Consider the following 14049-nt stretch of genomic DNA (forward strand, 5'->3'; position numbering starts at 1 on the left):
GCTTGGCTTCCCTGTTTTTTGATTGACGACAGACTAGGCGGTGGCGAACGCGCCGGTTGGAATCAGCGGTTGGCCGAACGGGTTGGACGGAGCTGCGGGCGCCGGCATCTCCGGCAGGATCAGTTCCTCGGAATTGGCGCCGTAGAGTTCCATCAAGGATTGATTGGTCAGTTCGCAGGAAGGGCCGTCGAAAACGATGCGGCCGTCACGCAAAGCGATCGTGCGCGGGCAATAGCGGCGGGCATATTCGACCTGATGCAGCGAGACGATACAGGTGATCTGTTCTTCGCGATTGATCGTCGCCAGCACTTCCATCACCCGTCGGGCCGATGAGGGATCGAGCGAAGCGATCGGCTCGTCGGCGATCAGAATGTTCGAACGTTGTACCAGCGTGCGGGCGATGGCGGCGCGTTGCTGCTGACCGCCCGAAAGGGTCGAGGCGCGTTGCCAGGCCACTTCGGCAATGCCGACGCGGGCGAGGGCTTCGCGCGCCAGGCGCTTCTCCTCGGCGGTGAACAGGCCCAAGGTGCCGCGCCACATCGGAATGCGCCCGAGATTGCCCAGCAAAACATTAGAGAGAACCGAGAGGCGGCCAACCAGATTGAACTGCTGGAAGACGACGCCGATATTGCGGCGCATTTCGCGCGCTCGCGCCACCAGGCGTCCGCCGCGCTGCATCGGGCTGCCGAGGATTTCGATGGTGCTTTGGCCGGCTTGCGCGGTTTCAAGGCCGCAGATGTGCCGGATGAGCGTGCTCTTGCCGGAGCCGGATGCACCGATCAGAGCGACCATCTCGCCCTTCTTGATGTCCAGGCTGATGTCGTCCAACGCGCGTTTCTTGCCGAACGTCTTTGAAAGATTACGAATAGAAATGGCGTCCATGAAGTCGCTCCTAAGCTTGGGTCCGAAGACGACGGAGTGTTCTGGGCGATGTGGGTTTATCGACTGCGGTCATCACCATTTGGGAGACCTGAATTCCGGCCATTCAAGCCGAGCCTCTATTCGGCTAAGCGCGCGACATGACGGGCGCTTGTCGCTGTTATGTCAGTTTGATGATCGTTCACAGAAGGCTGATTTGATGCACTGTTTTCATATCTTTCGAGGAATTCTTCGGCGGTTAAATTACGGAAATCATCGAGGGTGGCGTGCAGGCGGTCATGCGACCAATCCCACCAGGCGAGCGCCTGCATGCGATCGGCAATTCGGTCGGAAAAACGCTGACGGATGATCTTGGCCGGGACGCCGCCTACGATCGTGTAGGGAGGGACATCCTTGGTGACCACGGCTCCGGCACCCACCACCGCACCATTACCGATGGTGACGCCGGGCAGAACGGTCGCGCCATGGCCGATCCATGTATCGTGGCCGATGGTGATGCGCTTGGCGCGCCGGGCGGCGAAAAAATCTTCTTCGTATTCGGCGTCTTCGAAATAGTCGGAAGCGCGATAGGTGAAATGGTGCAACGTGGCGCGCGACATCGGATGATGGGTCGCATTGAGACGTACCGACGCCGCGATATTGGCGAACTTGCCGATGGTGACGCACCAGCTCTGGCAATTCTCCATCACATAGGAATAGTCGCCGAGCATGGTTTCGGTCAGACGGCCGCCTTCCGCCACTTCGGTGTAACGGCCGAGCTGACAGTTTTCGACGCGGACGGTCGGATGGATCAATGGCGATATGGAGAGGCGCGGCATATCAGGCGGCCTTTTTGTCGGGGGAAAAACGGGTGACATCGATCACGATATCGGCCACGGCGGTGCGCACGTCGGCATCGTGGAAAATGCCGAGCAAAGCGGTGCCCCCGGTTTTTTTCTCGGCGATCATGTCGACGACCACAGCCCTATTGACGGCATCGAGCGAAGCGGTGGGCTCGTCGAGCAGCAGGATCGGATGGTCGGTGATGAAGCCGCGCGCGATGTTGATGCGTTGCTGCTCGCCGCCCGAGAACGTTGCCGGTGGCAAATGCCACAGGCGCTCGGGCAGATTGAGACGATGCAGGAGATCGGACGCGCGCCGTGCGGCCTTTTCCCGATCGACGCCACGATGGACCAGCGGTTCGGTGACGATGTCGAGAGCGCTGACGCGCGGCATGGCGCGCAGGAACTGGCTGACGTAGCCGATGGTATCGCGCCGAATCTCGAGGATCTTGCGCGGGCCGGCCGTCGCCAGATCGACGTCTTCGCCATGATGGCGAACGAGAATGCTGCCCGCATTCACCGCATAATTGCCGTAGAGCATTTTGAGGATCGAACTCTTGCCCGCACCCGACGGCCCGCCGAGAACCGCGCATTGCCCGGCGGTGAGTGTGAACGCCGCGTGAGTGACGACCGGCAATTCGATGCCGCCGCGCAGATGCATGGTGAAGGTTTTGACGATGCCCGTGGCAACGAGAGCGTGCGACATGGGTCAGGCCTGCAAAATCGAGGAGACGAGGAGCTGCGTGTAAGGCGCCTGCGGATCGTCCAGCAGCCGGTCCGTCAGCCCCTGTTCGACCACGCGACCGTCCTTCATGACGATCATGCGATGCGACAGAAGCCGTGCGACGGCGAGATCGTGGGTGACGATGATGACGGCCAGATTGAGGTCGTTGACCAGGCCGCGCAGCAGATCGAGCAGACGCGCCTGCACCGACACGTCGAGGCCGCCGGTCGGCTCGTCCATGAAGACGAGCCTTGGCGCGGTGACGAGATTGCGGGCGATTTGCAGGCGCTGACGCATGCCGCCTGAAAAGGACCGCGGCTGGTCATCGATCCGGTCGGCGCTGATCTCGACGCGGTCGAGCCAGTTGATCGCCGTTTCGCGGATGCGGCCATAGTGACGGCCGCCTACGGCCATCAACCGTTCGCCGACATTGGCACCGGCCGACGTGCTCATACGCAGGCCATCGGCCGGGTTTTGATGGACGAAGCCCCAATCGGTACGCAGCAGATAGCGACGTTCGGCTTCGCTCAGCGCATAGAGATCGGGCATGGCGCCGTCGCGCCGGCGATAGGTCACCGATCCGGATGAAGGTTCCAGACGCGTCGAAATACAATTGAGCAGAGTGGTCTTGCCGGATCCGGACTCGCCGACGATCGCCAGCACTTCGCCCGGCCAGACATCGAAGGAAATATCGGCGCAGCCCATGCGGGCGCCGTAATATTTGCAGAGATCACGCACCGACAACAGCGGCTGTTCGGTGCTGCGGTCTTGAAGATTGTGGATTTGAGAGACGGCGATGTTCATTAGATCGCCTCCTCGGCCGTGACGCCCGTGTGGCCGTCCGCCCGGCGGCTTTCGCAATGATCGGTATCGGAGCACACGAACATACGATTGCCGTGATCGTCGAGAATCACTTCATCGAGGAAGACCTGTTCGGCGCCGCAGAGCGCGCAGGGTTTGTCGAACTTCTGAATTTCGAAGGGGTGATCCTCGAAATCGAGGCTGACGACCTCGGTGTGCGGCGGCAGCGCATAGATGCGCTTTTCGCGGCCGGCACCGAAGAGCTGCAAGGCCTCTGACATGTGCATTTTCGGATTGTCGAATTTCGGGATCGGCGACGGGTCCATGACATAGCGACCCTCGACCTTCACCGGATAAGCATAAGTGGTGGCAATATGGCCGTTGCGGGCAATGTCCTCGTACAGTTTCACATGCATGAGGCCATACTCTTCCAGCGCATGCATTTTGCGCGTTTCGGTCTCGCGCGGTTCGAGAAAACGCAGCGGTTCGGGGATCGGCACCTGATAGACCAGCACCTGCCCTTCGGTCAGCGATTCCTCCGGAATGCGATGGCGCGTTTGAATGATGCTGGCGTCCGCTGTCTTCGTCGTCGTCTCGACGCCAGAAACGCGTTCAAAGAATTTGCGAATCGACACCGCATTGGTGGTGTCGTCGGCGCCCTGGTCGATCACCTTCAGGACATCGTCGGGTCCCAGGATCGAAGCCGTCACCTGCACGCCGCCGGTGCCCCAACCATAGGGCATCGGCATTTCGCGGCTGGCGAAAGGAACCTGATAGCCGGGGATCGCGATCGCCTTCAGAATGGCGCGACGGATCATCCTTTTGGTCTGTTCGTCGAGATAGGCGAAATTGTAGTTGGCCGCTCGGTGATGTTGGTTCATTCCGCCGCCTCCTTGGCTTCGAAAGCGACGTCATTCGCGGCTTTGTGCTCGGCCCGCATGGTTCGCACCAAACCGAGTTCCGACTGGAAGTCGACATAATGCGGCAGTTTCAAATGTTCGACGAAGCCGGTCGCCTGCACGTTGTCGCAATGGGACAGAACGAATTCCTGGTCCTGGGCCGGGGCGACAATGTCCTCGCCCAGCTCTTCGGCACGCAGCACACGGTCACATAGCGCCATCGCCATCGCCTTGCGCTCGGCTAGGCCGAACACCAGGCCATAGCCGCGGGTGAACTGAGGCGGCACCTTGGCCGAGCCCTTGAACTGATTGACCATCTGGCATTCGGTCAATTGCACGCGACCGATCGGAACGGCGAAGCCCAGCTCCGGCATGAAGATTTCGACCTCGACTTCGCCGATGCGGATTTCGCCGGCGAAGGCATGAGAGCGGGCATAGCCGCGCTGGGTCGAATAGCCGAGCGCGAGCAGAAAGCCTTCGTCACCACGCGACAGGGATTGCAAGCGCATGGCGCGCGACAGTGGAAATTCGACCGGCGTCTCAGTGATGTCGCCGGGCTCGCCAAAACCAGCCTCATCTTCCTCGATCAACCCTTCGGCACCGAGGATATCGGCGATGCGGGTGACCGGCTCCTGAGGATCGGTGCGCTTGTCGCCGGCCTCGATCGCCGGATCGCCATCGAGCTCTTCGTCCAACAGACGATGGGTGTAATCGAACGTCGGCCCGAGAAGCTGGCCACCGGGCAGATCCTTGTAGCAGGCGGAGATGCGGCGCTCGACCAGCATGGAACCGGTATCGATCGGTTCGCTATGGCCGAAGCGCGGCAACGTGGTGCGATAGGCACGCAGCAGGAAGATCGCTTCGATCATATCGCCGCGCGCCTGCTTGATCGCCAGCGCCGCCAGTCGTCGATCATAGAGCGAGCCTTCGCTCATCACCCGATCGACACCAAGCGCCAATTGCTCGGCAATCTGCTCGAGAGTGAGGGCCGGCACCGAACGGTCGCCGCGCCGGCGATCGGCGAGGAGCCGATGGGCATTGTCGATCGCGGCTTCGCCGCCTTTGACAGCAACATACATGGCTCAGCTCTCCAATTCGACAAGGCGCGCGGTGCGTGGCAGACAGGCGATGGCCTCGGCACTCGTCAGAATGAGATCGACACCGCAGGGGAAACGTTCTCCGTTGTCGCGCCATTGCACGGTGAAATCCGCTGGCAGGCCTTGCGGTGCAATGGTCTTGCGGCCTTTGATGCCGGGTCCCGCGAAGGCCAGCGGCGCGCCGCCATCGAGGCTGTCCACTTGCAGGATCAGCGTCGTCGATTGATCGGGATAATTGTGCGAACCCAAAGCGAAATGTTCGAGCGGCGGCATCGATTTGGGATCGCCGACGAGCGCGAAATGCGCTTCGGCTGGCGTTGCCGCGACACGAGCACCAGTGTGGAAGGTGAGCCAGGACTGCAGCGCCGAATTCGCCAAGGCCGGATCGAGCCAGAACGGCGTATCGACATCGAGCAATGTGCAGGCAACCGTGCCGGCGATCGCGCTCAGCGGCGCCGGCGGCGTGGCATGCGCCAGAATGGCGAGCACATGGCCCGGCCGCGCCATCGCATCCATGATCACGCGGAATGCCGATTGCGCGTTGAAAACGGGATCGGCGAATCCGCCGTCCAATGTAGCGGCCTGATCCATCATTGATCCTCTCCGCGTACCATCGTGAAAAAATCGACGCGCGTGGCCGCCGTTTCCTGGCGACGTTTTTCATCGGCGGCATCGAGTTCGGATTTGATCGGCGCGATCAACGCGGCATCGATCCGTGTCGCCATCGCCGCGTCCTGACACAGCGCATCGATGACCGCCGACAGGCGCGCCTTCTCAACGTCGCGACCGAGCGCCATGGCATGGCCGATGGAGCCGTCTTCCAGCTTGACGCTGGCGCGAGTGACCGTGGCCTCCCCGACATTGAACGCCTCGCCGGTGCCGCCCACGCGACCACGCAGCATGACGAGGCCGGCTTCAGGGCCCCGCACGGATTTGTAGGCGGGATCGAGACCCAGCGTGGACCAGAGGTCGCGCAGCCTGCCGCCGTTGCTGCGCGCCAGGATCGCCATGCGGTCCCTGCGCGGGTGGGGGATGATGTCCAGGCTCATGTAAGCTCCAAATTTGTCTATTGATATAGACAAATAGACAAGATATCTTTACGTACCGAGTCTTGATGACGACGGCGTGACAGCGCGTCGAAAGGGAGTTGAAAAAGTGCAGAGAGCCGGTTTGCAGCGCGGCGTCGGCGTCGCGCTTTGGCGCCAGATTGCCGATGGAATTCGCTCGGGTCTGACCAATGGCCTGGTCGACGACAACGGCCGGCTGCCACCAGAAAGCGAGCTGGCCGAACGCTTTGGCGTCAATCGCCACACGGTGCGCGCGGCGATTTCGGCCTTGGCGCATGAAGGCGTGCTGCATTCGGTGCAAGGCAGCGGCACATTCGTGCGCCGTCGCAAGCGGCTGGTCTATCCGATCGGCGCCCGCACGCGCTTTTCCTCAGGCTTTGGCCAGCAGACGCGCGACCGGCAGACGGAACTTCTCGATTATGCGCGCGAAGCGGCTTCGCCCGAAGTGGCGGAAGCGCTTGGCCTTGCCGCAGGCGCCGATGTGTTGCGCCTGGAAATGCGCGGCATCGCCGACGGCCTGCCCGTTTCGCGTGCTACATCCTGGTTCAGCGCGGACCGCTTTCCAACGATCGTCGATATTTATCGCGAAACGAAATCGGTCACGGCTTCGCTCGCCCGTTTGGGCATCGCGGATTATCTGCGTGCGTCCACCGGCGTCGAAGCGCGCCATGCCGATGAAGCCGATACGGAAGAGTTGCAACTGTCGCCCGGCGCCATCGTCATCGTCACGCGGGCGCTCAACGTCGATCCGGACGGCGTTCCCATCCAGTTTTCCTTCACCCGTTTTCCCGCCGATCGCGTGGAACTCACCATCGAGACGGCGCGGCCGACACGATGATGTTTGTGGGGGACACTATGGCCAGGTGGCTTTGATGATCGTCGGGAGTTCGCTGACGACGAACGCATCGATGGAGCCATTGGGAGCCAGAGCGGTGAATTTGCCGTCCAAGGTCAGTTGCAGAAAGCCATGCACCATGGACCATATCGCCAAGCAAAGCCGCATGACTTCGGCGTCGTCAACGGGACGCCCCTGCCCCGCCCTGTAGAGACGAACCGTTTCTTCCAGTTCCTTCATCGCCGTCTTGCCGGCCACATGCAGGCGATCGTCGTCCGGCAACAGAAGATCGTGCCGAAACATCAGTTGGAAGCGACCCGGCTGCTTGAGGCCATAGCGTACATAGGCAATGCCTTGCGCTTGCAGCCGTTCGGCCGGCGAAACGTTGCCTTCGGCAGCGCGTTGCAGATCTATGGCAAGCTGATCGAAACCTGAAATGGCGATTTCGGTGAGAAGCCCAGCCGCGCTGCTGAAATGATGGGCCGGCGCGCCAGGCGAAACGCCGGCACGGCGGGCCACTTCGCGGAGCGAAAAGCCTTCAGCACCACGCTCGGCCAGCAGTTCCTCAGCGGCGCGGATCAGCGCCGCGCGCAGATCGCCATGGTGATAGCCCCTGCGCTCCCCGGCCCGCCCAGGCCGGGCCTTTTTTTTCAGCGCCGCAATGATGCCATCTATACAGTGTTTAGATTCCATGTCATGACGATCTTATCAGTGTTCAGATCGATCTGGAAGATGCGATGAGCAAATGGACAGAACAGGCCATACCTGATCAGAGCGGCCGCACCGTTCTGGTGACCGGGGCCAATAGCGGGCTGGGCTTCGTCACCAGCCTGGAACTGGCCCGCAAAGGCGCCCATGTGCTGATGACGGCGCGCGACCCCGCGAAAGGCGAAGACGCCCTCGCCCGCATCCGCGTCGCCGTGCCCAATGCCTCCATCGAACTGCGACGGCTCGACCTCGCCGATCTCGATCAGGTGAAAAGCTTTGCCCGACAGCTCATTGACGACAAGGTTCCGCTCGACGTCCTCATCAACAATGCCGGCGTGATGATGCCACCACGCACGCTCACCGGCCAAGGCTTCGAGCTGCAATTCGGCGTCAATCATCTGGCGCATTTCGCGCTGACCGGCCTGCTTCTTGAAACGCTGGCCAAAAGACAGGAGAGCCGCGTCGTCACCGTCTCGTCGGATCTGCATCGACGCGGACATATTCACTTCGACGATCTCGATGGCGCGAAGACCTACGGCCGCATCGCCTTTTACGCGCAATCGAAATTCGCCAATGTGCTGTTCGCGCTGGAGCTCGACCGGCGTCTGCGCGCGGCGCGCCTGCCTGTCCGCAGTCTCCTGGCTCATCCAGGTTATGCAGCGACCAATCTGCAAACAAGCGGCCCGACGGGCCTGCTCAACCTGTTCATGCGCATCGGCAACCGTTTTATGGCGCAGAGCATGGAAATGGGTGCCTTGCCGCAGCTCTACGCCGCCACCGCGCCGCAAGCCGAAAGCGGCCAATTCATCGGACCCGATGGCCGCAACGAGATGAAGGGCTATCCGACCGTGGTGCAACCGATCGCGAGCGCCCGCGATCCCGAGGTCGCAGCGAAACTCTGGACGCTTTCGGAACGGCTCACGGGCGTCAAACCCTCTTTTGCAACGGAGACTTCTGTATGAGTGCGAGTGACATCCTGCCCTTCTTCCAGGCTTGGCTGTCGGCCCCTTTGCGTGTGGCTTCGATCACGCCATCGGGTCAGGCGCTGGCTGATCTCATCACGTCGGAAATCTCCGCCACCACCGGCCCCGTGCTTGAACTGGGCGTCGGCACCGGCGTGTTCACCCGTGCGCTTCTGGCGCGCGGCGTCCTTGAAAGCAACTTGACCCTCGTCGAGAACGGGCCGGAGTTTGCCCTTTTGCTAGATCAGCGGTTTCCAAAAGCCCGTGTTCTAACCATGGATGCGGCGCGGCTGAGACGCTGCGATCAGTTAGAGAGCACATCGCTGGGCGCTGTCGTCAGCGGCCTGCCTTTGCTGTCCATGCGCCCGCGCAAGGTCATCTCGATCCTTGCCGGCGCGTTCACGCATTTGAAGCCCGGCGGCTCGTTCTATCAATTCACCTATGGTCCGCGCTGCCCGGTGCCGCGCCCGCTGCTCGATCGGCTCGATCTGAAAGCCACGCGCATCGGCGGCACCTACTGCAATCTGCCACCGGCAGCGGTTTATCGGATTTCGCGGCGAGCGCCCTTTCCGACAGGCAACCCGTAAAAGCGAAGGGGACCGGCTCTCGCCGGTCCCCTCTGATTATTCGGCCGTCGCTTCGGGGGCCAATGACTGTTTGAACTGCGCCATCTCCGTGCGACCACGGCGCGTCAACCACGCCTGGATGAAGACGAACAGGATCGGCACGAACAGCAGCGCCAGGACCACCACCGAAATCATGCCGCCGATCACGCCGGTGCCCAGTGCCTGCTGGCTCTTCGAGCTGGCGCCCGTCGCGATCACCATCGGCGCTACGCCAAAGATGAAGGCGAAACCGGTCATCAGAATCGGACGGAAGCGCAGGAAGCAGGCTTCCACGGTCGCCTCGACCAGCGCCTTGCCTTGGGCGCGCAAATCCTTGGCGAATTCGATGATCAGAATCGCGTCCTTCGCCGCCAGCCCGATAATCGTGATCAGACCAATGGTGAAATAGACGTCGTTTGGCATGCTGCGCGTCGTCACGGCCAGAACCGCGCCCAACATGCCAAGCGGCACGACGAGCAGAACCGAGATCGGAATCGTCCAACTCTCATAGAGCGCCGCGAGGATAAGGAAGACCACCAGTGCCGACAGGGCGAGCAGCAGCGGCGCCTGCGCACCGGCGAGCTTTTCCTGTAGCGACTGGCCGGTCCATTCGAAGCCGAAGCCACGCGGCAGAGTGCCGGCGATGCGTTCCATCTCGCGGATGGCGTCACCGCTGGTAAAGCCCGCTTGCGCCGTGCCGCTCATGCGCACGGAGGGATAGTAGTTGAAGCCGACGAGCTGCGTCGGGCCGGTCAACCACTTCACCGAAGCGAAGGAGGAGAACGGAACCAGCTTGCCTTGGGCATTGCGAACGTTGAAGCCCAGAATGTCATTGGCTTGCATGCGGCCTTCCACATCGGCCTGCACGATGACGCGCTGCATGCGGCCGCGGTTGGGGAAGTCGTTGATATAGGCCGAGCCCAGATTGGTCGAGATCGCGTCGTTGATGTCCTGGAAGGTAACGCCCAAGGCGCCGGCGTTCTCGCGATCGATCACGAGTTCGAGCTGCGGCGCGGGCGGCAGGCCTTCGACGAAGACATCGCGGACGATGCGGCTCTTCTTCGATTCCTCCAACACCTGATCCTTGGCTTGCATCAGCGCCGTATAACCGCGCTGGCCACGATCCTGCAGACGAAAGCTGAAGCCCGAGGAATTGCCGAGGTTGTCGATCGGCGGCGGCTGCTGGGCGTTGATCTTCGCATCCTTGATCGAACCCAGATCGCGATTGATGCGATTGACCACGGCCTCGGCCGACTGATCGGCCGGGCGTTGCGACCAGTCCTTCAAGGTGATGAAGGCCTGCGCCGTGTTCATGCCCTGGCCGAGGAAGCTGAAGCCGGTGAGGAAGGTGACGTTGTCGACCGCCGGCTGCTGCTTCAGATAGGCCTCGACCGTCTGGATGACGTCGCGCGTACGGCCGAAGGCCGAATCGGACGGCGTCTGCACGTCGGTGGTGATGAAGCCCTGATCGTCCACCGGCAAGAAGCCGGCGGGCAGACGCATGAAGCCCCAGGCCATGGCCACCGTCAGCGCCAGATAGATCACCATCAGGCGGCCAGTGCGCGCCAGGCCCCAACGCACATAGGAGGAATAGCGCGTCTTGGCGCCATCGACCGTGCGGTTGAAGAAGCCAAAGACGCCGCCACGATGATGATGACCGGCGGCCACGGGTTTCAGCAGCGTGCCGCATAGCGCCGGCGTCAGCGACAGGGCCATCAAAGCCGAGAAGCCGATGGCGGCCACCATGGTCACCGAGAACTGGCGGTAGATTATGCCGACCGAGCCGGGGAAGAAGGCCATCGGAATAAACACGCCGATCAGCACCAAGGTGATGCCGACGATAGCGCCGGTGATCTGGCCCATGGCCTTGCGTGTCGCCTCCTTGGGCGGCAAGCCTTCTTCCGACATGATGCGTTCGACGTTTTCGACGACAACGATGGCGTCGTCGACGAGAATGCCGATCGCCAACACCATGGCGAAGAGCGTCAACACGTTGATCGAGAAGCCGGCGAGCAAGAGCACCATACATGTGCCGAGCAACGCCACCGGCACCACAAGGGTCGGAATGATGGTGTAGCGGATGTTCTGGAGGAAGATGAACATCACTGCGAAGACGAGCACCATGGCTTCGGCCAGGGTCATCAACACCTTCTTGATCGAAGCGTCGATGACCGGTGTGATGTTATAGGGAATGTCGTATTTGATGTTGTCAGGGAAGAAGCGCGACAGCTCTTCCATTTTCGCCTTCACCGCATTGGCGGTGGCGAGCGCATTGCCCGTCGGCGACATCAACACCGACAGACCGGCGCTTTGCTCGCCGTTCAGCCGGGTGGTGAACTGATAGCCCATGCCGCCCACTTCGATGCGCGCGACATCGCGCAGACGCACGGTCGAGCCATCGGCGTTGGCGCGCAGCACGATGGAGCCGAATTCCTGCGGCGAAGACAGCTGGCCCTTGACGACGACGAGGGCGGAAATCTGCTGCGAATTTCGGCTCGGCTCGGCGCCGACGCTACCGGAGGCGACCTGCGCGTTCTGCGCTTCGATGGCACGGGTGACGTCGGCTGACGTCAGATTGTAGCCGATCAGCTTTTCCGTATCGACCCATATGCGCAGCGAGCGTTCGGTGGAGAACAGCGTGGCGCGGCCGACGCCAGGAATACGACGGACTTCACCGATGACGTTACGCACCATGAAATCGCCGAGACCGACTTCATCGAGGCTGCCGTCGGTGGACCGCAGGGTGATGATCTGCAGCACGGCACTGGAAGCTTCCTCGACGAGGATGCCTTGCTGGATGACGGCGCGCGGCAAGCGCGCCTCGACGCGCTTGATGCGGTTCTGCACTTCCACCGCCGCCATGCTGGAATCAGTGCCCGGCACGAAGTTGGCGATGATTTCGACCTGTCCCAGGGAGTCGCTGGTCGATTCGAAGTTCAGAATGCCGTTGGCGCCATTCAGCTCTTCTTCAATCAGGCGAGTGACGCTGTTGTAGAGATTTTCCGGCGTCGCGCCCGGATAGCTGGTGCTGATGGAAATCGACGGCGGCGCGATGATGGGATATTGCGCCACCGCCAGAAATGGCAGGGAGAGAAGGCCGCCCAGACAAATGAACAGGGCGACGACAGCCGCGAAGATCGGCCGATCGATAAAGAAGCGTGCCATGGATGTGCTCGGCTACCGTACGGCGCCGGTCGTGGAAACGGTCGTGGGTTGCTGGCCAGTATTGGTGGCGCGGGCAAGCCGCGATTGCCAAGGGCTGGCATCGACCGCGTCGCCGACCACGAATTTCTGGAAGCCTTCCGCCACCACCTGATCGCCAGGCTTCAACCCGTCCATGATCAGCCAATTATCCTCGAAGGCCGAGCCAACCTGGACCGGCTGAATGCGGACACGCTTCTCGGAGTTGACGACGAAGACATAGGCATTGCCGACATCGTCACGTTGCACGGCCTGCTGCGGCACGGCAATCGAGTCATGGTCGATGCCCTGCTCGATCTGCACGCGCACATACATGCCCGGCAGCAGATCACGCTTCGGATTGGCGAATTCGCCACGCAAAGTCACTTGGCCGGTGGTCGGATCAACCGTCACGCCGGAGAATAGCAGTTTGCCGTGATGTTCGTAAGCCGTGCCATCGCTGAATTCGAGCCGCACCTTGGCGGTGTCGGCGGCAACCTTTTCCAAGGTGCCGTCGGCCAGATCGCGCCGCAGCTGCTGCAGTTCGGTCACCGATTGGGTGAAGTCGGCATAGATGGGATCGAGCTGCTGAATGGTGGCAAGGCGGGTCGCCTCACCTTGGCCGACCAGCGCGCCTTCCGTCACCAGAGCCGCATCGACGCGGCCCTTAATGGGCGCCCGCACGGTCGTATATTCGAGATTGAGCTTGGCCCGCGCCACATCGGCGCGGCGCGCGGCCACGTCGGCTTCCGCCTGTTTCCAGGTGGCGACGGCGGTCTCTTGCTGAACGGTCGAGGCTGCGCTGGTGGCGACCAGCTTGTTGACGCGGCCGACCTGCGCTTCGGCCTGCTGCCGGGCGGCTTCAGCCTTGGCGAGAGCGGCATTGGCCGCCGACAGTTCGACCTCGAACGGCGCCGGATCGATGCGGAAAAGAACTTCGCCCGCTTCGACGTCGGCGCCCTGGGTAAAGGTGCGCGCCACGACGATGCCGGCGACGCGCGCCCTCACATCTGCGATACGGGCCGGAGTGACCCGGCCCGGCAGTTCGCGCACGAAGGAACGTGCTGATGGCTCCACGGTAACAACAGCGACCTGCGGCACTGCCTTGACTTCGGCCGTTTGAGCCGGCTGCGGCTCATTGCACCCGGCGAGGGCGAGAGCCGACAGAGAAACGGCCACAAGAAAGAATGCACGACAGCGGGCTGTCATCAAAAGCTCCTAATGTCCCCAATTGCATCGCAACACGACAGGCCTACCGGCGGGATAGGGCAACAGTTTGGCGCGCCAAAGATTTTCTCGGCGAAGTCGGCTCACTGCACTGCGGCCGATCTATATTGCGATGCACACATTCATATCGCATTGCACAATTTGTAACATGGGCCGGCCTGCGAAGAAAATCACAAATATGTAATCCAAGCCTTAAGTGTATTAAATCTCAGTAATATCTGTATATTTATCACCGTAAATATAC

Annotated in this window: 14 protein-coding genes; 3 read left to right on the forward strand and 11 right to left on the reverse strand. The window is 61.7% G+C overall.

Going from position 1 to position 14049, the window contains the following annotated elements:
* Nucleotides 1–33: 33 nt before the first annotated feature.
* The 8 genes from phnC to phnG form a co-directional block, all read right to left on the reverse strand.
* Entirely contained in the window at nucleotides 34–882 is an 849-nt protein-coding gene (gene phnC, locus OIM99_RS02345; RefSeq protein ID WP_311848707.1) for a phosphonate ABC transporter ATP-binding protein, read from the reverse strand.
* A gap of 116 nt (nucleotides 883–998) precedes the next feature.
* Nucleotides 999–1697, reverse strand: coding sequence for a DapH/DapD/GlmU-related protein (locus tag OIM99_RS02350; protein WP_311848708.1), 699 nt, complete (start codon nucleotides 1695–1697; stop codon nucleotides 999–1001).
* A gap of 1 nt (nucleotide 1698) precedes the next feature.
* Nucleotides 1699–2406 carry a phosphonate C-P lyase system protein PhnL gene (gene phnL / locus OIM99_RS02355; RefSeq protein ID WP_311848709.1) on the reverse strand — a complete coding sequence of 236 codons (708 nt, stop codon included), beginning with the start codon at nucleotides 2404–2406 and terminating at the stop codon, nucleotides 1699–1701.
* Nucleotides 2407–2409: 3 nt separating this feature from the next.
* Nucleotides 2410–3228 carry a phosphonate C-P lyase system protein PhnK gene (gene phnK / locus OIM99_RS02360; protein ID WP_311848710.1) on the reverse strand — a complete coding sequence of 273 codons (819 nt, stop codon included), beginning with the start codon at nucleotides 3226–3228 and terminating at the stop codon, nucleotides 2410–2412.
* On the reverse strand, nucleotides 3228–4106 hold the full coding sequence (locus tag OIM99_RS02365; RefSeq protein ID WP_311848711.1) for an alpha-D-ribose 1-methylphosphonate 5-phosphate C-P-lyase PhnJ: 879 nt from the start codon (nucleotides 4104–4106) through the stop codon (nucleotides 3228–3230). The genes phnK and OIM99_RS02365 overlap by 1 nt, the downstream gene beginning before the upstream one ends.
* Entirely contained in the window at nucleotides 4103–5203 is a 1101-nt protein-coding gene (locus OIM99_RS02370; RefSeq protein ID WP_311848712.1) for a carbon-phosphorus lyase complex subunit PhnI, read from the reverse strand. The genes OIM99_RS02365 and OIM99_RS02370 overlap by 4 nt, the downstream gene beginning before the upstream one ends.
* A 3-nt stretch (nucleotides 5204–5206) precedes the next feature.
* Nucleotides 5207–5812, reverse strand: a complete 606-nt coding sequence (gene phnH, locus OIM99_RS02375) for a phosphonate C-P lyase system protein PhnH (RefSeq protein WP_311850328.1) — start codon at nucleotides 5810–5812, stop codon at nucleotides 5207–5209.
* Nucleotides 5812–6270: a phosphonate C-P lyase system protein PhnG gene (phnG, locus tag OIM99_RS02380; protein WP_311848713.1), complete on the reverse strand. Its 459-nt coding sequence runs from the start codon at nucleotides 6268–6270 to the stop codon at nucleotides 5812–5814. The genes phnH and phnG overlap by 1 nt, the downstream gene beginning before the upstream one ends.
* Before the next feature lie 106 nt (nucleotides 6271–6376).
* On the opposite strand from phnG, the gene phnF reads away from it, so the two are divergent.
* A complete protein-coding gene (gene phnF, locus OIM99_RS02385) occupies nucleotides 6377–7126 on the forward strand; it encodes a phosphonate metabolism transcriptional regulator PhnF (RefSeq protein ID WP_311848714.1) in 750 nt (249 codons plus the stop codon).
* 15 nt (nucleotides 7127–7141) lie between these two features.
* Here the strand turns inward: phnF and OIM99_RS02390 are convergent, their stop codons facing one another.
* Nucleotides 7142–7816 carry a TetR/AcrR family transcriptional regulator gene (locus tag OIM99_RS02390; protein WP_311848715.1) on the reverse strand — a complete coding sequence of 225 codons (675 nt, stop codon included), beginning with the start codon at nucleotides 7814–7816 and terminating at the stop codon, nucleotides 7142–7144.
* A gap of 44 nt (nucleotides 7817–7860) precedes the next feature.
* Here OIM99_RS02390 and OIM99_RS02395 point away from each other — a divergent pair, with 44 nt between their 5' ends.
* Together OIM99_RS02395 and OIM99_RS02400 are read left to right on the forward strand one after the other, a co-directional pair.
* A complete protein-coding gene (locus OIM99_RS02395; RefSeq protein WP_311848716.1) occupies nucleotides 7861–8793 on the forward strand; it encodes an oxidoreductase in 933 nt (310 codons plus the stop codon).
* Nucleotides 8790–9380 carry a methyltransferase domain-containing protein gene (locus OIM99_RS02400; protein WP_311848717.1) on the forward strand — a complete coding sequence of 197 codons (591 nt, stop codon included), beginning with the start codon at nucleotides 8790–8792 and terminating at the stop codon, nucleotides 9378–9380. The genes OIM99_RS02395 and OIM99_RS02400 overlap by 4 nt, the downstream gene beginning before the upstream one ends.
* A gap of 36 nt (nucleotides 9381–9416) precedes the next feature.
* Here the strand turns inward: OIM99_RS02400 and OIM99_RS02405 are convergent, their stop codons facing one another.
* Both OIM99_RS02405 and OIM99_RS02410 read right to left on the reverse strand, forming a co-directional pair.
* Complete coding sequence (locus OIM99_RS02405; RefSeq protein WP_311848718.1) at nucleotides 9417–12563, reverse strand: multidrug efflux RND transporter permease subunit; 3147 nt, start codon at nucleotides 12561–12563, stop codon at nucleotides 9417–9419.
* Nucleotides 12564–12575: 12 nt separating this feature from the next.
* Complete coding sequence (locus tag OIM99_RS02410) at nucleotides 12576–13787, reverse strand: efflux RND transporter periplasmic adaptor subunit (protein ID WP_311848719.1); 1212 nt, start codon at nucleotides 13785–13787, stop codon at nucleotides 12576–12578.
* Nucleotides 13788–14049: the final 262 nt, after the last annotated feature.

It is taken from the genome of Methylocella sp. CPCC 101449 (assembly GCF_031921685.1).
GTDB lineage: Bacteria > Pseudomonadota > Alphaproteobacteria > Rhizobiales > Beijerinckiaceae > Terripilifer.

Coding starts and splice junctions, on each gene's coding strand:
- phnC (WP_311848707.1), bottom strand. CDS start 882: ATGGACGCCATTTCTATTCGTAATCTTTCAAAGACGTTCGGCAAGAAA.
- OIM99_RS02350 (WP_311848708.1), bottom strand. CDS start 1,697: ATGCCGCGCCTCTCCATATCGCCATTGATCCATCCGACCGTCCGCGTC.
- phnL (WP_311848709.1), bottom strand. CDS start 2,406: ATGTCGCACGCTCTCGTTGCCACGGGCATCGTCAAAACCTTCACCATG.
- phnK (WP_311848710.1), bottom strand. CDS start 3,228: ATGAACATCGCCGTCTCTCAAATCCACAATCTTCAAGACCGCAGCACC.
- OIM99_RS02365 (WP_311848711.1), bottom strand. CDS start 4,106: ATGAACCAACATCACCGAGCGGCCAACTACAATTTCGCCTATCTCGAC.
- OIM99_RS02370 (WP_311848712.1), bottom strand. CDS start 5,203: ATGTATGTTGCTGTCAAAGGCGGCGAAGCCGCGATCGACAATGCCCAT.
- phnH (WP_311850328.1), bottom strand. CDS start 5,812: ATGGATCAGGCCGCTACATTGGACGGCGGATTCGCCGATCCCGTTTTC.
- phnG (WP_311848713.1), bottom strand. CDS start 6,270: ATGAGCCTGGACATCATCCCCCACCCGCGCAGGGACCGCATGGCGATC.
- OIM99_RS02390 (WP_311848715.1), bottom strand. CDS start 7,816: ATGGAATCTAAACACTGTATAGATGGCATCATTGCGGCGCTGAAAAAA.
- OIM99_RS02395 (WP_311848716.1), top strand. CDS start 7,861: ATGAGCAAATGGACAGAACAGGCCATACCTGATCAGAGCGGCCGCACC.
- OIM99_RS02400 (WP_311848717.1), top strand. CDS start 8,790: ATGAGTGCGAGTGACATCCTGCCCTTCTTCCAGGCTTGGCTGTCGGCC.
- OIM99_RS02405 (WP_311848718.1), bottom strand. CDS start 12,563: ATGGCACGCTTCTTTATCGATCGGCCGATCTTCGCGGCTGTCGTCGCC.
- OIM99_RS02410 (WP_311848719.1), bottom strand. CDS start 13,787: ATGACAGCCCGCTGTCGTGCATTCTTTCTTGTGGCCGTTTCTCTGTCG.